This is a genomic window from Algorimicrobium algoritergicola, assembly GCF_008086165.1.
Taxonomy (GTDB): Bacteria; Bacteroidota; Bacteroidia; order Flavobacteriales; family Flavobacteriaceae; genus Algorimicrobium; species Algorimicrobium algoritergicola.
The window spans coordinates 68,843-92,828 of record NZ_VSKL01000005.1; the positions used below are offsets into that span (position 1 = coordinate 68,843).

Below are 23,986 nucleotides of genomic sequence, written 5' to 3' on the forward strand. Positions count from 1 at the left end.
TTTTAATATACTATCTGAATTACCAATTATTATGTTAATAATCTCTCTTTCATATAACATACCAATTTATTAATTCATGGTCACACGGATAAGTAGCTTGGAGAGCACCCAAAGATTTTATATATATAAAAAGACCTAACAGGTTTTTAAAACCTGTTAGGTCTAATAGAAGTCATTAAATAGTAACCCTCAAAACAGAATAAAAATATAGCTGTTTTTAATTTACAATATGGTTAGGTCTATATAAAGAGCGCTAAAATAGTGTCTCAAAAAAAGATGTAATTTGAACTTATATTAAAGATTAATATTAGTTAGTTTTGGAAAACGTCATCTTATCTCCAACCTCTAAATTCCATTTTTTAACCAATCCAGCATTAACCTCTAAAACATATTTGGCTGCGGCATTGGATGGCAAAGAGCCTTCATTAAATGGTTGTGCATTTTCCTGAAAACTAACCACATTTTTATTGGTGTCTAAATAAATAAGATCTAAAGCAAAACGGGTGTTTTTCATGTAGAATGAACGTGGTTGTTCGTTAGGGAAAATAAATAACATACCACGATTCGCCTTCATGGATTCCCGATACATTAATCCGGTTTGGGTTTCAAATTCGTTATCAGCAATTTCAATATCTAATGTAGAAACAACCGAATCGTTGGTTGTTTTTATAAGCTGTAGCGTGCCTTCTTTCTTAAAAGTGACTTTAGCTTGTTTGGGTTTTTTGGGTTCTTCTTTACAAGAGGTTAAAGCCAAAATAAATAATGTTGCAGATAAACAAACAATTTTAAAATAAGAACGTATCATAGAAACTAGCTACTGGTTTTCGGTTTATACATAAACATAAAATAGAGTCCAATTAATATAAATGGAACACTTAACATTTGCCCTGTATTTAATCCCAGGAACGTAATATACTCATCGCCTTGTGGTTCTTTTACAAACTCTACAAAGAAGCGAATGGTCCATAATAACACTAAAAACAGTCCAAATAAGTAGCCACTTTGTTGTCCTTTATTGGTTTTCTGATAAATAAACCAAAGGATCAGAAAAACGAATATATAACAAAACGATTCATATAATTGTGCTGGATGACGAACAGGAACCGCATCTAATAGATGTTGAAACTGCGGATTGTTAGTCACGGCCGCATATGCTTCTTTATAGTTTTCAATACCAGTTTCAGCTACAATCTGTCGCTTGCTATAATAATCTTGAACAAAACGAACACCTAAAGGTGAATCGGTTATTTTTCCTATAATTTCAGAATTAATAAAGTTACCAATTCTGATAAAAACAGCACCAGAAGCAACGGATATCACCACGCGATCTAAAATCCACATCAGTGATTTGTATTTGTATTTTCTTCGATATAAATACATACCTATTATAATTCCAATAGCGGCACCATGACTAGCTAATCCTTGAAAACCGGTAAATTGAAAACCACCTTTAAAACTAAATGGCAAAAAGATGCTAAAGAAATCTTCTGAAATCAATTCCGATTGGTAAAAAAGCACATGACCTAATCTGGCACCAAGCATGGTGGCCAAAACGGTATATATAAAAAGAGGGTCTAAATAATCTAGATTAACGTTCTCTTTAAGAAAAATACGCTTCATGATTTGAAAACCTAATAGGAAGGCAACAATCCACATGACACTATAAAAGTGTAATTCGAAAATTCCGAAAAGATCTAATCCCGTTATTGGGTTCCAATCAAATTGTAGTAAAAACATATGTCATCGTTTGTGTGCGTAAATATATGCAATTGGAAATGGATACGAAAGCAACAACTTATAATGAAATGTTATTTTTTAATTGATTTTGTCATATAGCAGGACGTATGATTGTGGCAACTTTCTTACTAATTTTGGAACATGAGGAGAGATTCATCATGGCGTTCTGAATGACATTTTGCTTTTCAATTTCTCCCAATTGCTATCGGGATTCAACTTCAACTTCAATTTCAAACGTCCTCCTTTCCCGGAACTGGATCAAATCCAGAACGTCCCCATGGATGACAACTAAAAATCCTAATAACCGCCAATTTCCCACCTTTAAAAAAACCATGTTTCTCCAATGCCTCTTTTGCATAATGTGAACAGGTAGGTTGAAACCGACACGTAGAAGGTGTCAATGGCGAAATTAAGATTTGATAAATCTTAATTATTAAAAGAAATGGATATGTGAGTATTTTTTTTAGCAAAATTTGCTGATAGTTTGTTTGTTGTTAAGTTGTTTGTTGTGTAAAACTGACAAAAGTTATTTCATGTAAAGCAATGGCTGGATAATTCTGTCAACGAGTTAAATCTATTTAGAAGATTATCAAATCTAAATTAAATAGCTCCAAAACAAAAAAACGCATAACAGTGAGCTACAACTGAACAATAAACGCATCACGGTCTCTAATATGAAAAGGTCGTTCCTTCACGACTATCATTTAATTGAATTCCAGCTTCAGCTAATTCATCACGAATTTGGTCTGATAATGCAAAATCCTTATTCGCACGTGCTTCTTGGCGTAATTTAATGAGTAATTCCACAGCACCTGATAATTTATCAGACGAGTTATCAGCTTTCTTCGAGTTTTTTAAACCTAAAACATCAAAAATAAAAGCGTGTATAGTTGTTTTAAGCATCTCTAAATCCGTAGCAGTAATCGTTGCTGAACCATCATGAATTTGATTAATAAACTTGACCGATTCAAATAAATGAGCAATAAGAATTGGCGTATTAAAATCGTCATTCATAGCATCATAACAAAATTGTTTCCATTTGGAAATGTCCTGTGTAGATGTGGTAGATTCTTTTAATAGTTCCAATAAATTAACAGCATCCATGAGTCGCTTAAACCCTTTTTCACTAGAGTCAAGGCCTGCATCGGTTAAATCTAAAACACTTCTATAAGACGCTTGCATCATAAAAAACCGAATAACACTTGGGCTGTAGGCTTTGGACATGATATCATTATCGCCAGAAAGTAATTCAGCCGGATTGATATAGTTACCCGTTGATTTGCTCATTCTTGCACCATTCAATTCTAGCATATTAGCATGCATCCAATATTTTACGGGCGTTTGACCTTTAGCAGCTTGATTTTGTGCAATTTCACATTCGTGATGTGGGAACTTTAAGTCCATTCCGCCACCATGAATATCAAAATAATCACCAAGATATTTGGTGCTCATGGCAGTACATTCTAAATGCCACCCTGGGAAACCATCGCTCCAAGGAGATGGCCAACGCATAATATGAGCTGGTTCTGCTTTTTTCCAAAGTGCAAAATCTTGAGGATTCTTTTTGTCACTTTGTCCATCAAGCGCACGTGTATTATGAATTAAATCTTCTAATTTTCGTTTGCTTAAAATACCGTATTCATTAGACTCATTATATTTATGAACATCAAAATAAACCGAACCGTTTACCACATAAGCAAAACCGTTATCTATAATAGATTGAATGAGTTCTATCTGCTCAATAATATGACCCGTTGCGGTTGGCTCTATACTAGGCGGTAAAAAGTTAAACGTATTCAATACATTATGAAAATCAACCGTATACCGTTGAACAATTTCCATGGGTTCAATAGCTTCTAAACGTGCTTTTTTAGTGATTTTATCTTCACCAACATCGGCATCATTTTCTAAATGACCAGCATCTGTAATATTACGGACATAGCGCACTTTAAAGCCCAAATGTTGGAGGTATCGAAAAATCATATCGAAAGACATAAACGTTCGTACATTTCCTAAATGGACATTACTATAAACCGTTGGGCCACAAACGTACATGCCAACATAACCATCGGTGATGGATTTAAACGTTTCTTTTTCACCACTTAATGTGTTGTAAATTTTTATGTTTTGTTGGTTGTATAATTGCATGTTTTGTTGTTTGGTGTTTGTCGTAGAGTTGTTAAGTTGACTTGTCTTCGGCTAGAAAAGTTTATTTTAAGAATTCAGAAAATGATTTCTTAATGCATTAATTTTATTGGTAATTGATTCTAGGTCTAATCTAATATTTTTATAATTATCTTCTGATATGAAATCTAATTCTTTTGAAATTATAGTTTGGTTCAATAATTCAAGCGAAGAACTATAAGCAATCGTCATAAAATGCGCTTTATCTTTATTAGTTAATCTGGCTGTACCTTCGGCAATATTCGATGACACAGAAACAGAACAGCGTCTCATTTGAGAGATAAGTCCAAATTTTTCTTTGGAAGGATATAAATCTGTTATTTTATAAGTTTTAACCGCTAATTGGATCGCTTCTTTCCAAACATCTAATTTTTCAAAAGAATATATATGCATGTTTTTTATGTATTTTGTTGTTTAGCGCTTAGTGATTAAAAAAAAATATTGATGTTGATAAATAATAATTAGAGGCTTTTTAACTAACTTTTTTATCATTGGACAGGCAACTCCACAACAAACAACTCTACAACTAACATTAAAAGGCAGTATCCAATTTAATATAATCTAAAAACTCACGTCGTGTTCCTGCTTCTTTAAATTTTCCGCCAAATTCCGCAGTAACAGTACTACTTTCCGTATCGCGAATCCCTCTGGAATTTACACATAAATGCTTCGCATCTATAACGCAAGCAACATCATCCGTATTTAATACGTTTTGAAGTTCCTTAACAACTTGAATGGTTAAACGTTCTTGAACTTGTGGACGTTTCGCAAAATAATCAACAATCCGGTTCATTTTAGACAACCCAACAACGGTTCCGTTAGAAATATATGCTACATGGGCTTTACCCACTATTGGTAACAAATGATGTTCGCACGTTGAATACACCGTAATGTTTTTTTCAACAAGCATTTCACCATACTTATATTTATTATCAAAGGTTGACGCGCTTGGTTTTTTATCCGGATTTAAACCGCCAAAAATTTCATTCACAAACATTTTAGCTACACGGTTTGGAGTTCCTTGTAGGCTGTCGTCTGTTAAATCAAGACCGAGTGTTTCCAAAATATGGCGCACATCTTCTTTAATTATTTTTATTTTTTCTTCTGAATTTAAAACAAAAGCATCGCTTCGTAATGGTGTGTCAGCCGATGTTCCTACATGGTCATCTCCAATGGCATCAAAATCAGCTGTATTATCATTAATTTTCATTATTTCGAAATAAATAGGTTTTTAATCTGCAAAGATAAGGAATTCCATTTTTTTGATAACTGAATTAACAAACAATTAATTTCATGTAAAAATTGGGAAGGTTTCCTTAAATTTTTCTTAATTTACACCTCAAAATTTATATGTATAATAATCCTAATATTATAGATCTCCCCTCTATGATCAAGGATTTAGTTAAAATCTCATGAAAAAGATAATTACTTTAGTTTGTTTTCTGTTTATTGGTACAGCTTATGCGCAACTTATTGCTATTGATGATGTCGTAACGGGCCGTTCTGATAATCCAACTCTAGCTACTGCTACAGGTGATCGTATGTTTTTAAACGATTACTTTAATGGTGTAGCCCTGAATTTTGGAACTCGTAATAACTTTACTTTTACGGAAATCACACCAGATCCTTCGGGTTTCACGACGTTTGATGGGGCTCAACAATTCGTTCAAATTGCACCAAACACGCCACAAGGAATTTATTATATTACCTACCAGATTTGTGAAAATGCGAATCCAACAAATTGTGATACCGCTGAAATTGAAATTCGGGTTTTTCCAGCTAGTTTAAGTTCTGGGTCCGGATCTTCTGAAATTGATATTTCTGTAAGTAGCGGAACCATTAACTGTGCAGCGAATGTTTGTATTACAGATGCGTTTTGTATCGATTTAAATACAGGAACTATTCCTGAAATTATTTTATCTGCAGATTATAACGAGGTAGGTGAGACATCTTCCTACGTTGTAAACCCTATAGATCCAAACCCACCATTTTCTTATGCAGAAGCCAGTGCTGGTATACCATTAACATCAGATGATAATTGGAGTGGTGTTTTAGATTTTGTATTCGATTTTGAGTTTTATGGTCAAAATTATACGCAATGTGTACTGTCTACAAATGGCGCGGTTAGTTTTAATTTAGGGAAGGCTGGAACTCCGCATCCATGGAATATGACAGGTTCACCAGTTAATATTCCAAATACTTCCGCTCCTTATAATGGCGCGAATATTTTTGGAGCCATGCACGATACAAACCCAGGTACATCTGGTACGCAGGGCACAGATTATGATATTAATTATCAAGTAAAAGGAGAAGCACCGTTTCGAGTATTTGTATTTAGTTCTCGTAATGTTGCCCATTTTAGCTGCTCTAGCTCAAAGACATATCAAATGATATTGTTTTATGAATCCACTAATATTATAGAAACCTATATTTCTCAAAAGGATATATGTCCATGGAATAACGGTCTGGCAGCAATAGGAATACAAAACCCAGCTATGACACAGGGTATTTTTCCTCCAAACAGGGCTAATAATGTTTTTACGGTTAGTTTTTTAAACCCAGAAGCCTATCAGTTTGTTCCTAGTGGTGGATCTACAATAACAACTTTTGAATGGTTAGATGAAGCAGGTACTGTTATTGGTACAGATCCAACAAATTTAGCAGTATCGCCAAGTCAAACTACCACCTATATAGCACAAGTAACCTATACAGATGCTATTTCTGGTACAGAATATGTTGCTTTTCGTCCAATTACCGTAGTGGTAGCGCCTACACCAGCCGTTACGGTTACCGCAAGTGCAGATGTATGTGATGCCGGTGATGCCGTATTTACTATTACTGGGTCAGAAAATGATGTGGTAGAATACAATATTAATGGAGGCGCAACACAATCCGTTATGCTAGACGCAACGGGAATTGAAGTTATTACGCTTACGGGAATTACAACCACTCAAACTATAAACTTGTTATCGGCAAATAACTTGAATTCTGTTTGTGGTGGTGCAGTGGCTTTATCAGCAACCGTTACCGTAAATACAACACCAACTGTAGATACCCCAGCAGATGTAACAGCATGTAACGATTATACCTTACCAGCATTAACAGTTGGTACTTATTATACTGCTACAGGAGGTCCAGCAGGAACAGGAACAGTATTAAATGCAACGGATGTTATTACAACCACGCAAGATATTTATGTCTATGCCGAAACAGGAACAACACCAAATTGTTTTGATGAACATGTGTTTACGGTCACTATAGATAGTTGTACGCTATCTGTAACGGCAACGGCTGATATGCCATCCATTTGTAATGATGCCGGAGTAGATGTGACGTTAACAGCAACACCTTCGCCTGCAGTAGCCATAGGAACATATAGTTACAGTTGGAATGTTCAAGGAAACGCAACGGTTTTAGGAACGAATCCAACGTTGGTTTTATCGCCACCACCTGCTGCTACAACAACTTATGAAATCACTCTAATCGATGATGGATTAGCGCCACCCAATGACACAGTAACCAATACGGTAACCGTAACGGTAAATACAACACCAACGGTTAATGCTCCAGTTGACGTCGTAGCATGCGATTCCTATATTTTACCTGCTTTAACAAGTGGTAATTATTTCACGGCAACAAACGGAGGAGGAACTGCGTATAATGCAGGAGACACAGTATCATCGACACAAACAATATATGTATATGGAGAAACAGGCACCACGCCTAATTGTTCTGATGAAAATAGTTTTATAGTAACCATAAATGATACACCAGTGGTTGATGATCCTGCCGATGTGACTGTTTGCGATACCTATGTGTTGCCAGCTTTAACTGGTGGGCAATATTACAACGGAACAGCTGGTTCGGGCGGTTTAATTGCGGCTGGAACAGCTATTAATGCATCGCAAACTATTTATGTATATGCGGAAACAGGAACAACACCTAATTGTTTTGCAGAAAATAACTTTCTTGTAACGATTAATAATACACCACCTGCAGATGCACCAGCAGATGTAACCGTTTGTAATGAATATGCATTACCAGCTTTAGGGAATGGAACGTATTATACAGGAGCAGGCGGAACTGGAACGGTTTTAAATGCTGGACAAATTCTTACCACCACACAAACCGTTTATGTGTATGCCGAAACAGGAACAACACCAAATTGTTTTACCGATAACAGTTTTATTGTAACTATTGATATTTGTACACTTTCAGTAACAGCAACTGCTGATTTACCTGTAATTTGTAATGATGCAGGAGCAGATGTGACGCTAACAGCAGCACCTACTCCAGCAGTAGCCATAGGAACCTATAGCTATAGTTGGAATGTGCAAGGTGATCCAACAGTTTTGGGAACGAATCCTACACTGCTGTTATCACCACCTCCAACAGCAACGACAATTTATGAGGTGACTTTAACCGATGATGGATTAACACCACCAAATGATACCGCAACCAATACCGTAACTGTCGTTGTAAATATAACGCCAACGGTTGACAATCCAGCCGATGTAACGGCATGTGACACCTATGTTTTACCAGCTTTAACGAGCGGAAATTATTTCACAGGATCAAATGGAACAGGAACAACTTATAATGCAGGCGATACTATTTCAACCACACAAACGATTTTTGTATATGGTGAAACGGCTACAACACCAAATTGTACTGATGAAAATAGTTTTATTGTTACTATTAATGATACTCCAATAGTTGATGATCCAGCTGATGTTACTGCTTGTGATACGTATGTATTACCAGCTTTAACAGGTGGACAATATTATAATGGTACTGGAGGAACTGGTGGAATTATTGCAGCAGGAACTGCCATCAATGCTTCGCAAACTGTTTATGTATATGCAGAAACAGGAACAACACCAAATTGTTTTGCGGAAAATAGTTTTGATGTCACTATTAATGCAACACCTATAGTTGATGATCCATTAGATGTCATTGCTTGTGATAGTTATACACTTCCAGCTCTAACGAATGGTTCGTATTTTACAGGAACAGGAGGAACAGGAACAGCTTATACTGCTGGAGAAGTAATTACAAGTACACAAACAATTTATGTGTATGCTGAAACAGGTACAACACCAAATTGTTTTGCTGAAAATGATTTTGAAGTGACTATTAATAATACACCAAACGTTGATAATCCAGCTGATGTTACCATTTGTGATTCTTATACGTTACCAGCTCTAACAATAGGAAGCTATTATTCAGGTCCTTTAGGAACTGGAACGGTATTAACCGCTGGTCAATCCGTTACTACCAGTCAAACCATTTATGTATATGCAGAAACAGGAACAACACCAAATTGTTTTGCAGAAAATAATTTTGATGTAACCATTAATCCAACGCCTTTAGTTGATGATCCTGCCGATGTTGCGGAATGTGTTACCTATACCTTACCAGCATTAACCAATGGAGCCTATTATACCGGAGCAGGTGGAACTGGAACTGTTTTATTGGCAGGACAAAATATTACAACCACACAAACGATTTATGTCTATGCTGAAACAGGAACCACACCAAATTGTTCTGCTGAAAATGATTTTGTTGTGACAATCAATCCACTGCCAACTATTATTGCACCAGCGCCACTTTTTGCTTGTGATGATAATGTGCCAGATGGTATGACCGAAATTGATTTAACCGTTACGAATAACGAAATTACTGGGAATAACCCGAATTATATTGTAACGTATTATAATTCCGCTGCAGATGCTATTGCAGGAACACCTCAAGTTACACCATCGGCAACAGCCTATATTGGAACGGATGGTGAAATTGTACATGTTCGTGTCCAAGATGCTACAACAGGTTGTTTTGATGTAACAACATTAACACTTAATGTAGTAAGTGCACCAGCAGCTAATACACCAGCAGACTTGCATTACTGTGATCCAGATAATGATGGTTTAGGAACATTCGATTTGTCAGGTATTGCAGCACAAGTAACAACAGATCCTGCTTTAGAAGTAACTTTTCACTTAACGCAACAAAATGCGATTGATGATGTATTACCATTAGGGAATACTTTATCTAATTTATTAGGTCAAATTATTTATATCCGTGTGGATTATGCGGGAGCAACAACGGATTGTCCAACTATTGTACAATTGTTGTTAATTGTGGATGAAACGCCAGTAATTGAAGAAAATCCAGATCCAATCGAGCTTTGTGATGACGCCGTTGCTGATGGTTTAACAGAATTTGATTTAACAGTAAGGAATACAGAAATTCTATTTACATTAAATCCAGCTAATTATACAGTTACGTATTATGCGGATCCTGCTGATGCCGATTTAGGGATAACAGCTCCTAGTTATATTGGGACACCAGCAGCTTACACTAATACAATTCCTGACCTACATACGGTTGGTGTTCGTGTAGAAAATAATTTGACAGGATGTTATACAGCAACAACTTTGGATTTAATTGTAAATCCACTTCCTGTTCCTGAAACAACAGTAGCAGCGCTATTTTTAACAATCTGTGATGATACCGTTGATAATGATGGCTATGCTGAATTTGATTTAACCGTTCAAGATGCTTTAATTACAGGTGGAAATACAAATTGGTCTGTAAGCTATTATGAAACAGCCGCTGATATTCCAGCGAATCCTATTCCTGATTTTACAGCATATACAAATACAATTGTTAACGGCTTACCACATAATCCACAAACATTATTTGTTTTAGTAACAAATGGAACAACAGGATGTACAAATACGTCAACATTAACACTTGAGGTTTCTAATGTGCCAACACCAACACCTACAGCAAGCATAACACCTCTAGAGGAATGCGATGCTGATAATAATGGCTATGCTGTTTTCGATTTACAATCGGCAACGATGCAGATAGATAATGGTGAAGGAAATAACATTACATATCATGGAACGTATGAGAATGCATTTGATGGTGTGAATGAATTACCTGATTTCTATGAAAATAACGATGAAGATATCGATCTTGTTTATGTAAGAGCAGAAAATCCAACAACAGGTTGTTTTACAATTGTTGAATTAACATTAATCGTTCAGCCAACACCAGTTGTTCCGTTAACTATTGATGATTATTCAGAATGTGACGATGATTATAATGGTATCACCGCTTTCGATTTAACAACCATGGATGCCATAATCTACGGAGCGCAAAATCCAGTTGATTATGTATTAACGTATCATGAATCTTTGGTAAATGCCCAAGCTACTCCTGGAATTAATCCAATAGTTCAACCGCAGTTATCAAATTATGTTACTGCTAATAGAACAATATATGTGAGATTAGAAGGCGCAAATGGTTGTATAACGACGGGTCAATTTAATTTAGTGGTTAATTTACCACCAACAATTGCTTCAGAAGATGGATTATTTGAAATCTGTGATGATGATATAAGTAATGATGGTTTTGCAAGTTTCGATTTAACAAGTCAAAATGATGTCATTACAGGTAGCGATGCTACATTAACTGTGGATTACTACGAAACCATGGCTGATATTACGGCAGGTACACCAATTCCTGATTATACGGATTATACCAATACATCAGTAAATGGTTTACCACATAACCCGCAAACGATTTTTGTAACGGTTACGGAAACCGCTAGTGGTGATAGCTGTTATGCAGTTACAACATTAACGTTGGTTGTAAATACATTACCAACACCAAATGATGTGTTGCCAGATTTAGAATTATGTGATGACAATAATCCAGGTGATTTAGAAGAGATGTTTGATCTTACTCTGAATCAAGCAGCTATGATGAATGCTTTTAATGAAACAGTAACGTATCATACAACAATTGCAGATGCAGAATCTGGTAACAATCCAATTCCAGATCCAACCATGTACCCTAATGAAAGTCCTACACAAACTATTTATGTGCGTGTTACAAAAACAGGTGATCCAGCAGATCCTGCTGATTTGGGAACAGGTTGTTATACCATTGTAACCTTCGATATTATTGTAAACCCACTACCTGATACACCAGCTTCAGTTGAAGATATTATAGCTTGTGATGATCCGTTTGATGATATATTTATATTCGATTTAACACAAAGAGAATTAGAAATTTTAGATGGTCAAAGCGCTACGGGTTTCAACGTAACGTATTATACAACGTTAGTAGCTGCGCAAGCAGGAACAGGAGGAATAGCCAATCCATCAGCATTTCCAAACACGATTAATCCGCAAGAGATATTTGTTAATATAGCCAATACAACAACAGGTTGTGATATTGCGACTGTAAGCTTCTTTATTATTGTTCAAGAAGCAGCTGTGGCAAATCCAGATAATAATCCAATAGACTTTGCGCTATGTGATGATAATATGGAGTTTGATAACGATCCAACAAACGATTATGTTGGTTTTGATTTAGTATCGCAAAATCCATTTGTGTTAGATGGTCAAAACCCAGCGAACTTTACGGTTTCTTATTATACATCTCAAACAGATGCAGATTTAGCAACAAACGCAATTGATACAAATGCGTCTTTTGAAAATACCGTGAATCCACAAGTTATTTATGTACGTGTGGATAATGACACAACGGTTGATGATATCTGTTATGATACCACGACCATGACGTTAACGGTAGATCCTATTCCAGCCTTCACGCTAGAAGATTCTTATACTTTATGTATTAATACAAATGGAAGCGAAGTTGTAAATAGTCCAAGTTTAGATACAAATCTAGATGCTAGTCAGTACACATTTGAGTGGACAGAAGCTGGTGATCCAACCACTATTATAGGAACAGGTTCTAGTTATGTGCCAACCATGGGAGGAACTTATACGGTATTAGTTACAGATGTAAATAACCTGTGTCCAAGTATGCTAACAACAGAAGTTATTGTTAGTTCTCCTCCAATTTTAGTGGCGGACGTAACAACACAAGCTTTTGCTGACAACCATGTTATTGTTGCTACGGCTTCAGGTGATGGTTCTGCATTATTTGAATTTAGTATTGATAATGGTCCTTGGGTTAGTAATGAGCCAAATAACAATACATATACCTTTACAAATGTATCAATAGGCGAACATACTATTAGAGCCAGAGATATTAATGGTTGTGGAGAAGCAAGTGATACCGTATTGGTATTAGATTACCCGCTTTTCTTTACACCTAATAATGATGGTGATAATGATACTTGGCAAATTTCAGGTATAACGTCATTAGAGAATGTAAAAATTTATATTTTTGATAGATACGGTAAATTAGTAAAACAATTAAGTCCAAATGGACCAGGTTGGGATGGAAATTATAATGGGCAACCATTACCATCAAGTGACTATTGGTTTAGCATAGATTATAAAGAACCGTCTGATGAAGCTATGAAGCAGTTTAAAGCTCACTTTACCTTAAAGCGTTAAAACAACTAATTAACCAACCATTAAAAAGGCTAAACTTTTATAGAAATATAATTGTTTAGCTTTTTTTCGTTATATATCATTGATAGGTAATGACGAATGTTTTATATATATTATCATTTATGTTGAGGTGAATTCTCTTAACTAAAAACCTTCTAGTCTATAGGTATTTTATTTCATCTGTCATAATAGGGTAGTAGCTTTGCGAAGAAGGAGTGATGTTAGATTGAAAAGATATAGCTTTAGTAATTGCGCTAGCTTTTGTTTTGCGAAGAATTGACATTCTGTTTACGGTGCATAACAAGCATTCAATAAATGGTTTCCTTATATTATTTTAAAAGGAATTGTGTCCGCATTCGTAATGAAAATATACGCCAAATAAAAAGCCCAAGAATCAATTTGATTCTTGGGCTTTTATATAAACTTTGAGCTTATTTCTAGCTCTTATTTGTTTTATAAATTAAAACTCAATGTCAATGTTACATTCGAGTTACGTGAGTCAATATTTGCTCTGTCAGTTAATCCTACGCTATATAATTGCGTTTCATTGGTTTGTTTCGCTTGGTCATAGGTTAAATCTAATTTGGTAGAATTTCCAAAGTTATAACCTAAACCAAGGGAGTATCCTGATAAATCACCTTCAAACGAGCCGTTTTTATAAGGACTTTCTTCAAAACGATAACCAGCCCTTAAACTTAAACGGTTTAATTTATATTCTCCTCCAACTTTATACGTGGATGCTGTAGTTAATAAATTACTCATTTTATTATTTTCCGATCTAAAATAAGGATCAGATGTTGGCTTAAATTGAGTGTTACCGTAATCACGTAGTGAGTAATCAAAACTTATTAAACCAAAGTTTCCAAAAACATAGGCTAAACTACCTGTGAATTTCCCAGGGCTATGCAGCCTATAACTTGGATAGATATTAGTAATATACGGATTAACTAACTGTGAAACATTTCCACCGCCTTCTTGTCTTACCGTAGAAACATATTGAGATGATTCCTCATTAATAGTAAACCATGTTGGCGAGTTGTAGCTTAAACCAGCTCGTAAACTTTCCGTTATTTTATAAATAGTACCTACTTGAAATGAAAACCCAGAACCCGTTGTGTAAATATTATTTTCAAAACGAACTCTATTTACCGTCGATCCTACATTGTCATTGCTTTCATATAAGTAAGTTGATCGCTCGTAGTTTATAAAATGAGAATTTAAATTAAGACCTAAATATAGTTTCTCACCCAATTGTGCACCAGCATTAAATGTGAATTTTCCATTATATCCGCGAGATGCGTAACTGTATTCTTGGTAATAGTCTCCAGGAGCAATATTGGAAGAATAAGTCGTATTATCATCATCTCCAGTTAAAGGTTCTAAAATATAAGATTCATATCCTAGAAAAGCTTGTTGATTCCCGTAACCATAAATACTACCAATTTCTCTGTATGCTTGAGAATAGGTTTCACCTGGGAAACCAGAAATTTCGTCAAGTCTTAAGCCATTGGCATAGCCTTCAAAATAAGAGCCAATAGAGCGATTTTGGTTATTTCCATAAGCAAACCAATTATCATCGTAGTCACTTATCTTATCATAAGCAGCAGCAATTGTGAATTTTTTCAAAATTGAATTTGGATTGCTAATATTGAAAACAAAAGCGGCTCCTGTCTGATTTAAATCAAAACTTGAACCTGTTGATTCGCTGTAACCATCATAAAAACCTGTTTTGTTTTTGGTGTATATATTGGATAGAGACATAGAGATGTGTCCTGAAGTAAAAACAGCAGAACCTGCGGGATTAATACTTACCGCACTCATGTCGCCTCCCAAAGCACCAAAGGCACCACTTAAAGCTCTATATCTTGCTGTTCCTTGAACATTATCTTGTGAGTATCGTAAGGCGTCCGAAATATCTTGAGCGTGGATTAAGGACATGCTCAAAAGTGCCATAGATAGTAGGATTATCTTTTTCATATAACAATATTTTTCTTTTCAATTATTAATTATAGACCACCGCCACGTCTACTGCCCGAACTTCTTACACCACCACCTGAACTACCGCGACTTCCGCCAGTACTCATAGAGGGAGATGAGGTTCTTCTAGGCGTACTAATAGTATTATTACTTTTTGGCCTTGTATTGGTTGTATTTGTGCGTGTTCTCGTGTTATTATTTGTTCTAACTTGAGGCGTACTTGTGTTGGTTCGTGTGCGTGTACGTGTACGAACATCATTATTGGAGCGTGTAGTTCTAGGCGTTGAATAAGTTGATTGAGATCTACTGCGTCTAGTGACATCACTTTTCGAAGCATTTCTTCTTGTTTGCGTGTTATAAATACGATCTGAATCATAGTATCTAGAACTAGCATAACGTCCTGATTGGTTATATGCACTACCGCGTCTACCATTTACATAGGCAACATTGTTTCGGTAATAATAACCATTCCATTGATGGTTGTAATATCCACCACCATACCAAGGACTGTAATATCCGCCATAGCCCCAACCAGCATAATAAGGAGGGTAATATCCGTAGCCATATCCGTAACCGTAACCAGACCAAAATGGAGAGTAGCCATAGTTAAAAGGTGAATAGAAAGAATCATAAAAACCGACACCTCCATAAACATTAATAGATACATTAGAGTTTTCTTGCCCCCAACCAGCATAAGAATCACGTTCAACTTGTAAAGAATCATTTTCTACATAATCACCTTCGTAGTCATCAACATCAGTAAAAACTTCATCTTCCGTATACAATTCTAATTCAGAAGATTTTTCTTTAAAGTAATTTTCATAATACGTGCTGCTATTGGCATTGTTAGCTTCTGCGTAGGTTTCTTGTTCAACTGAAGTTGAAGTGGAACTATAAATTCCATCATTATCAGTATCTACTTGTTGGTAGGTACCACAAGCCGTCACTAAAAGCAAGCTGCTTAAAATAGCTATTGTGGGTATTTTTTCTGTAAAGTAGTTTTTATAGGACATATCTCTTAATTTTATTGTTGAACATAACAAAAATAGTTAGTTTTGCGAAACTATTCTTATATTTAACATAGTCGCAATATTTGTGCCAAAATCCTGTATATGAGCAAAAAACTTACAAGTAGAGAAGAAGACTACTCCAAATGGTACAACGAATTAGTTGTTAAGGCGGACTTAGCAGAGAATTCAGCCGTTCGTGGTTGTATGGTTATTAAGCCTTATGGGTATGCTATCTGGGAGAAGATTCAAGCGGAATTAGATCGAATGTTTAAAGAAACTGGACATCAGAATGCCTATTTCCCTCTATTTATTCCTAAAAGTTTATTTGAAGCCGAAGAAAAAAATGCCGAAGGGTTTGCTAAAGAATGTGCTATTGTTACACATTATAGATTGCAAAACGATCCTGATAGACCAGGGAAACTCCGTGTTGATCCAGAAGCAAAATTGGAGGAGGAGCTTATTGTAAGACCTACCAGTGAAGCTATTATTTGGAATACCTATAAAGGTTGGATTCAATCCTATAGAGATTTGCCAATTCTTGTAAATCAATGGGCAAATGTAGTACGTTGGGAAATGCGTACACGCCTCTTTTTAAGAACAGCCGAGTTTTTATGGCAAGAAGGCCACACAGCTCACGCAACAGAAGCGGAAGCTATCAAGGAAGCAGAATTAATGAATAATGTCTATGCAACCTTTGTTGAGAATTTTATGGCTATACCAGTTATAAAAGGAATAAAAACCGATAGCGAACGTTTTGCAGGTGCAGTAGAAACCTATTGTATTGAAGCACTGATGCAAGATGGTAAAGCTTTACAAGCCGGAACATCTCACTTTCTAGGACAGAATTTTGCCAAAGCTTTTGATGTTAAATTTGCAACTAAAGAAGGAAAGCAAGAATATGTTTGGGCAACGTCTTGGGGTGTTTCAACCCGATTAATGGGCGCTCTAATTATGACACATAGTGATGATCATGGTTTGGTTTTACCACCAAATTTAGCACCAAATCAAGTCGTTATTGTGCCAATTTATAAAACAGATGAGCAATTAGAAGAAATAACAACACTCGTTAATGTTATTATGGGTGAATTACGGTCAAAAGGCATTACCGTTAAGTTTGACGATAGAACAACATTTAGACCAGGCGCTAAGTTTGCGCAGCACGAATTACAAGGTGTGCCATTACGTATAGCTATTGGACCAAAAGATCTTGAAAATGGAACTGTGGAGCTTGCTAGACGTGATACCTTAACTAAAGAAGTAATTGCTATAGATAATCTAACGGCTACTGTAGAAGGTTTAATGGAGGAAATCCAGACTTCCTTATATAAAAAAGCACTTGATTATAGAGATTCGCATATCACAGAAGTAGAAGATTTTGAAACTTTCAAAACTGTTTTAGAAACAAAAGGAGGATTTATTTCGGCTCATTGGGATGGAACAGAAGAAACGGAGTCAAAAATTAAAGAAATAACAAAAGCCACAATTCGCTGTATTCCTATGGAAGCTGACACGCAAAGTGGTGATTGTGTGTACTCTGGTAAGCCATCCAAACGACGTGTGCTGTTTGCAAAAGCGTACTAATTGAAAATATTTTTAAAAAAGTTCAAATAGTTGTTGCAACATTTAAAAATAGTTGTATTTTTGCATCCGCAATGGAAACATTGTGAGTTATTTTGTCAAACAAAAGGCTTGCAAATTTAAATATAAAAATTTATATTTGCACACTCAAAAACAAAATGGCCCGTTCGTCTATCGGCTAGGACGCATGGTTTTCATCCATGTAAGAGGGGTTCGATTCCCCTACGGGCTACAATTTTTAATAAGAAAAGAAACAAATGGCAAATCACAAGTCAGCGTTAAAGAGAATTAGAAGTAACGAATCTAAACGTTTAGTTAATAAATATAAGCATAAGACAACGCGTAATGCAATTAAAAAATTGCGTGACACTAGCGACAAGAAGCAAGCACAAGAATTGTTTGTTGACGTATCGTCTATGATTGATAAATTAGCGAAGAAAAATATTATACATGCTAATAAGGCTGCTAACTTGAAGTCAGGTTTAGCCTTGCATATAGCTTCTTTATAATTAAAGAGGAAAAGTTCATATTTTAAAAGCTTCTCTTCGTGAGAGGCTTTTTTTATTGTGAAAAATCTAAAGTTGAAAGTTTAATCCAGTTTTGTTTATAAATAAAAATGCCTTGAGAAATTCTCAAGGCATTTTTTAGTTCTATTAAGTAAGGCAGATTTTAACCATTCATAGAGATTAAAAACTCCTCATTATTTTTAGTTTGCTTGAAACGCTCGTTGATAAACTCCATAGCTTCCACAGGGTTCATATCAGCTAGATATTTACGCATTACCCACATTCTTTGTATGGTGGTTGCGTCTAATAAAATATCATCACGACGCGTGCTTGAAGACGTTAAATCAATGGCAGGGAAAATACGACGATTCGATATTTTACGATCCAATTGTAATTCCATATTACCAGTACCTTTAAATTCTTCAAAGATAACTTCGTCCATTTTAGATCCTGTTTCTGTTAATGCCGTAGCGATTATCGTTAACGATCCGCCGTTTTCAATATTACGAGCAGCACCAAAGAAACGCTTTGGTTTATGTAGCGCATTCGCATCCACACCACCACTTAATATTTTACCAGATGCGGGTTGCACCGAGTTGTATGCTCTTGCCAAACGTGTAATGGAATCTAATAAAATAACTACATCATGTCCACATTCTACCAATCGTTTTGCTTTTTCTAAAACAATGTTAGCAATTTTTACGTGTTCATGCGCTTCTTTGTCAAATGTAGAAGCAATAACTTCTCCACGAACATTACGTTGCATGTCTGTTACTTCTTCTGGACGTTCATCAATTAAAAGGATCATTTGATAAACTTCTGGATGATTGGCTGCAATAGCATTTGCCACATCCTTTAATAACATGGTTTTACCAGTTTTAGGTTGTGATACAATCATACCACGTTGTCCTTTTCCAATAGGCGAAAACAAATCCATGATTCGTGTTGAAATCGTGCTTTGTTTTTCTGCTAGATTAAATTTTTCTTGAGGAAATAACGGTGTTAAATGCTCAAAAGAAACGCGATCTCTTACCACATCTGGACTTTGTCCATTAATGCGGATGACTTTTATAAGTGGAAAGTATTTTTCACCCTCTTTTGGAGGTCTCACATTTCCTAAAACGGTATCTCCAACTTTCAAGCCGAATAAACGAATTTGCGATTGTGATACATAAATATCATCAGGGGATGATAAATAGTTATAATCAGATGAACGTAAAAAACCGTAACCATCTTGCATGATGTCTAAAACACCTTCACTTTCTATAATAGCATCAAACTCAAAGTCTGGTTCTCTATAACGATTCCGTGTATCTTTATTGCCGTTATTCTTTTTGTCGTGTTTCTGACTTTGAGTACGGTTATCCTTTTGCTTATCATCTCGAGTATTACCATTTTTATCATCACGTTTCTGTGGTGGATTTGGCTTTGGTCTCGGATTTGGTTTGTTTTGTTTTTGAGGAGCTTTAGGCTTTTCTGCAACAGGTTGTGGCGTATTGCTCTCTTTTGCGCTGTCCTGATTAGTATCTGTTGTACTATTTTGAGCCGTAGGTTCTGGTGAACGTTCCACACTAGGTTTATTTTCGCGAGCAGGTTTCTGTACACGTTTTCTAGGTGCTTTTTCAACGGGTTTTTCTGCCGTGCTTTCAGATTTTGTTTCCGTAGTTACAACTTCTTTTACTGCTTTAGGGTTTGCGGCTTGTTGATCTAGAATTTGATAAACTAAATCTAATTTTTTTAATGAACGATATTTTGAAACGTTCAGTTTTTGAGCTATTTCCTGTAATTCAGGTAGCTTCATTGCTTTTAATTGAGATATTTCAAACATTGATGTTGAATTGAATGTTTTATTTTAATGTTGTTAAGTTGAATGATTCCGAAGAAAAATTGATCTTATTTTTTTTGAAGAATTAATGTCTTACAACTCTGATAGTTGCAAATCATTACTGCAATTATACAACTTTATTTTCTTTTTTTTAGTTTAATTTTAAAAGAAACTGCTATTTTTGCTCTGGATAAATTAGAAAATTAATGCTTCAACGAATTCAAACTTTATTTTTATTATTAGCCGCTATTGTTTCTGGTGGTTTAATTTATGTGTTTGAATTATGGACCACTCCTGAAGATGTAAAAGTGTTTGCAGATGATATTAATTATGTGTTTGCTTTATTTTTGGTGTCTGCTTTTTTTTCCATATTTTCCATATCAAGATACAAAAGTAGGAAGTCGCAATTTATGTTGGGACGACTGAACATCATATTAAACTTTATTTTACTAGGATTATTTGTGTATCTATCTCTAAACTTATCTGGAGAAACGATTGTTTCTGAGAAGGGTATTGGGATTTTTCTTCCAATTGTTTCTATCGTGTTATTGGCATTAGCTAATAAGGCCATCAAAAAGGATGAAGATCTCGTAAAATCTGTAGATCGATTACGATAAACCTTTCATCTTAGTAGTATGAGTGCGTGAGCCCAAGGTGAAGATCTTGGGCTTTTTTATTTCTTAAACTCAATCACTTCCAAATTATCAATTTTTTTTCCATCAATTGTAAAGCGTAACATGGTTCGTACTTGATGAAAACCGTGTTTCCCTATTGCACCAGGATTCATGTGTATTAAATTGAGTTTTTTGTCTGGCATGACTTTTAAAATATGCGAGTGTCCTGAAATAAAAATACGCGGCGGATTTTCCTTTATCATGTCTCGAATTCTCACATTATATCTATTTGGATAACCACCAATATGCGTTATCCAAACATCAACATCTTCGCACATAAAGCGGTTGTCTAATGGGAATTCCAACCGTGCCTTTTCATCATCAATATTACCATACACGGCTTTTAAAGGTTTCAATGCTTTAATAGCATCGGTGACTTTTAAATCGCCAATATCACCAGCATGCCAAACTTCATCAGCTTGTTTTATGTATTTTAAAACGTCATCATCAATATAACTGTGGGTATCGGAAAGTAGGAGTATTTTTTTCATGCTCACTTCCCACGAATGTAGGAATCTCTTTTTATTTAACTTTTATTTGAAATTTCAAGAACGATTAAAATTCTATCTTTGCGTTTTACAAAAATAGCACAAACCATTGAGATATTTTATAGCGCTTTCATATTACGGAAAAGATTACCATGGCTGGCAAAATCAGCCTAATGCTATTTCGGTGCAGGAGGTTATTGAAAAAGCCTTGTCTACATTATTAGGCCAAGAAACACCTATTATGGGAGCAGGCAGAACAGATGCAGGTGTACATGCCAAAAACATGTTTGCGCATTTTGATTCGGATGTTGTTTTTGAAAATGAGAATCTGTGTTATAGACTCAATGCGTTATTGCCAAAAGATGTCGCGATACAGAATATATTTGCTGTAGTACCAGAAGCACATGCGCGTTTTCATGCTACAAGTCGCACGTATTTATATAGAATAGCTTTAGAGAAAAACGCTTTTAATTTTGAAAGCGCATATTTTATAAAGCAAAAACTTGATATTCCAAAGATGCAAGCAGCAGCTGAAAGTTTATTAAACTATAAAGATTTTCAATGCTTTTCCAAAACAAATACCGATGTAAAGACGTATAATTGTAATATTATGAATGTGCATTTTGAACTGGTAGATGATGAATTACACTTTACCATTCAAGCCGATCGATTTTTGCGTAATATGGTTCGGGCAATTGTTGGCACTTTAATAAATATTGGGTTAGGAAAAATTAATGTATCCGACTTACACACTATTATTCAATCTAAAAACAGACAAGAAGCAGGCTATTCCGTTCCAGCTCACGGTTTGTATTTAATTCATATTTCGTATCCAGAGACGATAAAAAATGGCAACTAAAACAGATAATAAATTATTAGATACCAATCTCCTTAAAAAGCTTGTAAAGTTCATGAAACCTTACAATAATGTATTTGTAGGTGTCCTTTTCGTGGTGGTTTTATTGGCGCTTTTAAGTGCTGCAAGACCGTATATTTTACAACAAGCTATTGATAATAATATTGCCACGAAAACCTTGGAAGGATTTCTGCCTTATGTTTTATTAATGGCAGCCTTATTGTTGTTTGAAGTTATTAGTCAGTTGCTATTTATCTTTTATGCCAGCTGGTTAGGGCAAACCGTTGTTAAGGATATTCGGGTAACATTATTTAACCACATGCTTCGTTTTAAAATGAAGTATTATGATAACTCTTCAGTAGGTGTTTTGATTACAAGAGCCGTAACGGATATGGAGCGAATTGCTGCTATTTTCGGTGAAGGTTTATTTATGATTTTTCGTGATTTGTTAACCATGATAGTCGTTTCAGCTGTTATGGTATATATGAATTGGCAGTTGAGTATTATTGTGTTTTTAATGCTGCCTTTGGTTTTATACGCAACACGAATTTTTCAGAAGTATATGAAAAAGGCCTTTGAGGAAGTGCGCACGGAAGTTTCCAACCTAAACTCCTTTGTTCAAGAGCGTGTTACAGGCATGAAAATTTTACAACTATTTACACGTGAAGACACCGAATATAAAAACTTCAAAATAATTAATGAGCGTCATAAACAAGGTTGGCTAAAAACCGTTTGGTATAACTCTATATTTTTTCCAATTGCCGAATTATCATCATCTATTACCATTGGTTTAATAGCTTGGTATGGTGGTTTAAATGCGGTTGTTGATGATACAGCAACATTAGGAGATTTAACAGCATTTATCATGATGATTCCTATGTTATTTAGACCGTTGCGTCAAATAGCTGATAAATTTAATACACTACAAATGGGTATGGTTGCGGCTAATCGTGTGTTTAAAGTTTTGGAAACCACGTCACAAATTGATGATACAGGAATGCTAGTTGCCGCACATTTTAAAGGAGATATTCAATTTGAAAAGGTGCATTTTAGTTATGTCACGGATGAAGAAGTACTTAAGGGGATTTCTTTAAACGTAAAAGCTGGAGATACCATTGCTATTGTTGGAGCAACAGGAGCAGGGAAGTCAACCATTATCAATTTATTAAATCGTTTTTATGAAATAAACAAAGGCGTTATAAAAGTTGATGGTACAGATATTAAAGAATTCACATTGGCTTCTTTAAGGCAACAAATTGCAGTGGTTTTACAGGATGTATTTTTATTTGCGGATACTATTTTAAGTAACATTACTTTGAATAATCCAAGTATTACAGAAGATGATGTTATTGAAGCCGCTAAAGCAATCGGGATTCATGACTTTATTATGACTTTACCAAATGGATATCATTATAATGTAAAGGAACGTGGTGCTATGTTGTCATCTGGGCAACGCCAACTCATTTCGTTTTTACGTGCTTATGTTACCAATCCGAGTATTTTGGTCTTGGATGAAGCCACATCGTCTGTTGATTCTTACTCTGAACAATTGATTCAAAATGCTACTGATAAAATAACTAAGAATAGAACATCCATTGTAATTGCTCATCGTTTGGCAACGATTAAAAAAGCAGATCAAATTATTGTTATGGATGCTGGAAAAATTGTGGAGCAAGGATCGCATTCTGAACTTCTTGGAAAGGTGAATGGTTATTATAAAAACTTACACGACGTCCAATTTGCTAAAGAGGAAGAAGTGGCTTAATTC

The 23,986-nt window shown here is 35.3% G+C and carries 16 protein-coding genes and 1 tRNA gene; 7 read left to right on the forward strand and 10 right to left on the reverse strand.

What is annotated here, in order from left to right; translation table 11 throughout:
* Positions 1-307 precede the first annotated feature (307 nt).
* The 6 genes from ES675_RS12270 to folE form a co-directional block, all read right to left on the reverse strand.
* Positions 308-805 carry a DUF192 domain-containing protein gene (locus ES675_RS12270; RefSeq protein ID WP_066254040.1) on the reverse strand — a complete coding sequence of 166 codons (498 nt, stop codon included), beginning with the start codon at positions 803-805 and terminating at the stop codon, positions 308-310.
* A gap of 5 nt (positions 806-810) precedes the next feature.
* Positions 811-1,737, reverse strand: a complete 927-nt coding sequence (gene lgt / locus ES675_RS12275; protein ID WP_066254042.1) for a prolipoprotein diacylglyceryl transferase — start codon at positions 1,735-1,737, stop codon at positions 811-813.
* Between the two features lie 230 nt (positions 1,738-1,967).
* A complete protein-coding gene (yidD, locus tag ES675_RS12280) occupies positions 1,968-2,210 on the reverse strand; it encodes a membrane protein insertion efficiency factor YidD (protein ID WP_082985965.1) in 243 nt (80 codons plus the stop codon).
* A gap of 196 nt (positions 2,211-2,406) precedes the next feature.
* On the reverse strand, positions 2,407-3,885 hold the full coding sequence (gene cysS, locus ES675_RS12285; protein ID WP_066254049.1) for a cysteine--tRNA ligase: 1,479 nt from the start codon (positions 3,883-3,885) through the stop codon (positions 2,407-2,409).
* Positions 3,886-3,951: 66 nt separating this feature from the next.
* Positions 3,952-4,314, reverse strand: a complete 363-nt coding sequence (locus ES675_RS12290; protein ID WP_082985966.1) for a four helix bundle protein — start codon at positions 4,312-4,314, stop codon at positions 3,952-3,954.
* Positions 4,315-4,453: 139 nt separating this feature from the next.
* Complete coding sequence (gene folE, locus ES675_RS12295) at positions 4,454-5,131, reverse strand: GTP cyclohydrolase I FolE (protein WP_066254054.1); 678 nt, start codon at positions 5,129-5,131, stop codon at positions 4,454-4,456.
* A gap of 202 nt (positions 5,132-5,333) precedes the next feature.
* Here folE and ES675_RS12300 point away from each other — a divergent pair, with 202 nt between their 5' ends.
* Positions 5,334-13,307, forward strand: coding sequence for a T9SS type B sorting domain-containing protein (locus ES675_RS12300; protein WP_066254057.1), 7,974 nt, complete (start codon positions 5,334-5,336; stop codon positions 13,305-13,307).
* Positions 13,308-13,757: 450 nt separating this feature from the next.
* On the opposite strand, the gene ES675_RS12305 is transcribed toward ES675_RS12300, so the two are convergent.
* Entirely contained in the window at positions 13,758-15,281 is a 1,524-nt protein-coding gene (locus ES675_RS12305) for an OmpP1/FadL family transporter (protein WP_066254059.1), read from the reverse strand.
* A gap of 29 nt (positions 15,282-15,310) precedes the next feature.
* Entirely contained in the window at positions 15,311-16,294 is a 984-nt protein-coding gene (locus ES675_RS12310; protein WP_066254062.1) for a hypothetical protein, read from the reverse strand.
* Positions 16,295-16,393: 99 nt separating this feature from the next.
* On the opposite strand from ES675_RS12310, the gene proS reads away from it, so the two are divergent.
* From proS to rpsT, 3 genes are all read left to right on the forward strand, one after another.
* Positions 16,394-17,872, forward strand: a complete 1,479-nt coding sequence (proS, locus tag ES675_RS12315; protein WP_066254065.1) for a proline--tRNA ligase — start codon at positions 16,394-16,396, stop codon at positions 17,870-17,872.
* A gap of 157 nt (positions 17,873-18,029) precedes the next feature.
* Positions 18,030-18,101, forward strand: a tRNA-Glu gene (locus tag ES675_RS12320).
* Between the two features lie 25 nt (positions 18,102-18,126).
* Positions 18,127-18,378: a 30S ribosomal protein S20 gene (gene rpsT, locus ES675_RS12325; RefSeq protein ID WP_066254070.1), complete on the forward strand. Its 252-nt coding sequence runs from the start codon at positions 18,127-18,129 to the stop codon at positions 18,376-18,378.
* A 160-nt stretch (positions 18,379-18,538) separates the two neighbouring features.
* On the opposite strand, the gene rho is transcribed toward rpsT, so the two are convergent.
* On the reverse strand, positions 18,539-20,203 hold the full coding sequence (gene rho, locus ES675_RS12330) for a transcription termination factor Rho (RefSeq protein WP_066254073.1): 1,665 nt from the start codon (positions 20,201-20,203) through the stop codon (positions 18,539-18,541).
* A 203-nt stretch (positions 20,204-20,406) separates the two neighbouring features.
* Here rho and ES675_RS12335 point away from each other — a divergent pair, with 203 nt between their 5' ends.
* On the forward strand, positions 20,407-20,817 hold the full coding sequence (locus ES675_RS12335) for a DUF4293 domain-containing protein (protein ID WP_066254076.1): 411 nt from the start codon (positions 20,407-20,409) through the stop codon (positions 20,815-20,817).
* A gap of 56 nt (positions 20,818-20,873) precedes the next feature.
* Here ES675_RS12335 and ES675_RS12340 read toward each other — a convergent pair whose 3' ends face one another.
* Entirely contained in the window at positions 20,874-21,365 is a 492-nt protein-coding gene (locus ES675_RS12340) for a metallophosphoesterase family protein (protein ID WP_066254077.1), read from the reverse strand.
* A 106-nt stretch (positions 21,366-21,471) separates the two neighbouring features.
* Here ES675_RS12340 and truA point away from each other — a divergent pair, with 106 nt between their 5' ends.
* Both truA and ES675_RS12350 read left to right on the forward strand, forming a co-directional pair.
* Positions 21,472-22,221, forward strand: coding sequence for a tRNA pseudouridine(38-40) synthase TruA (truA, locus tag ES675_RS12345; protein ID WP_066254080.1), 750 nt, complete (start codon positions 21,472-21,474; stop codon positions 22,219-22,221).
* The gene (locus tag ES675_RS12350) at positions 22,211-23,983 is read left to right on the forward strand and encodes an ABC transporter ATP-binding protein (RefSeq protein WP_066254083.1); all 1,773 of its coding nucleotides are present in this window, start codon (positions 22,211-22,213) and stop codon (positions 23,981-23,983) included. The genes truA and ES675_RS12350 overlap by 11 nt, the downstream gene beginning before the upstream one ends.
* The last annotated feature ends 3 nt before the right edge of the window (positions 23,984-23,986 follow it).

Bases quoted from the DNA above. Each gene is read 5' to 3' on its own strand.
- ES675_RS12270 (WP_066254040.1), bottom strand. From the start codon at position 805: ATGATACGTTCTTATTTTAAAATTGTTTGTTTATCTGCAACATTATTT.
- lgt (WP_066254042.1), bottom strand. From the start codon at position 1,737: ATGTTTTTACTACAATTTGATTGGAACCCAATAACGGGATTAGATCTT.
- cysS (WP_066254049.1), bottom strand. From the start codon at position 3,885: ATGCAATTATACAACCAACAAAACATAAAAATTTACAACACATTAAGT.
- ES675_RS12290 (WP_082985966.1), bottom strand. From the start codon at position 4,314: ATGCATATATATTCTTTTGAAAAATTAGATGTTTGGAAAGAAGCGATC.
- folE (WP_066254054.1), bottom strand. From the start codon at position 5,131: ATGAAAATTAATGATAATACAGCTGATTTTGATGCCATTGGAGATGAC.
- ES675_RS12300 (WP_066254057.1), top strand. From the start codon at position 5,334: ATGAAAAAGATAATTACTTTAGTTTGTTTTCTGTTTATTGGTACAGCT.
- ES675_RS12305 (WP_066254059.1), bottom strand. From the start codon at position 15,281: ATGAAAAAGATAATCCTACTATCTATGGCACTTTTGAGCATGTCCTTA.
- ES675_RS12310 (WP_066254062.1), bottom strand. From the start codon at position 16,294: ATGTCCTATAAAAACTACTTTACAGAAAAAATACCCACAATAGCTATT.
- proS (WP_066254065.1), top strand. From the start codon at position 16,394: ATGAGCAAAAAACTTACAAGTAGAGAAGAAGACTACTCCAAATGGTAC.
- rpsT (WP_066254070.1), top strand. From the start codon at position 18,127: ATGGCAAATCACAAGTCAGCGTTAAAGAGAATTAGAAGTAACGAATCT.
- rho (WP_066254073.1), bottom strand. From the start codon at position 20,203: ATGTTTGAAATATCTCAATTAAAAGCAATGAAGCTACCTGAATTACAG.
- ES675_RS12335 (WP_066254076.1), top strand. From the start codon at position 20,407: ATGCTTCAACGAATTCAAACTTTATTTTTATTATTAGCCGCTATTGTT.
- ES675_RS12340 (WP_066254077.1), bottom strand. From the start codon at position 21,365: ATGAAAAAAATACTCCTACTTTCCGATACCCACAGTTATATTGATGAT.
- ES675_RS12350 (WP_066254083.1), top strand. From the start codon at position 22,211: ATGGCAACTAAAACAGATAATAAATTATTAGATACCAATCTCCTTAAA.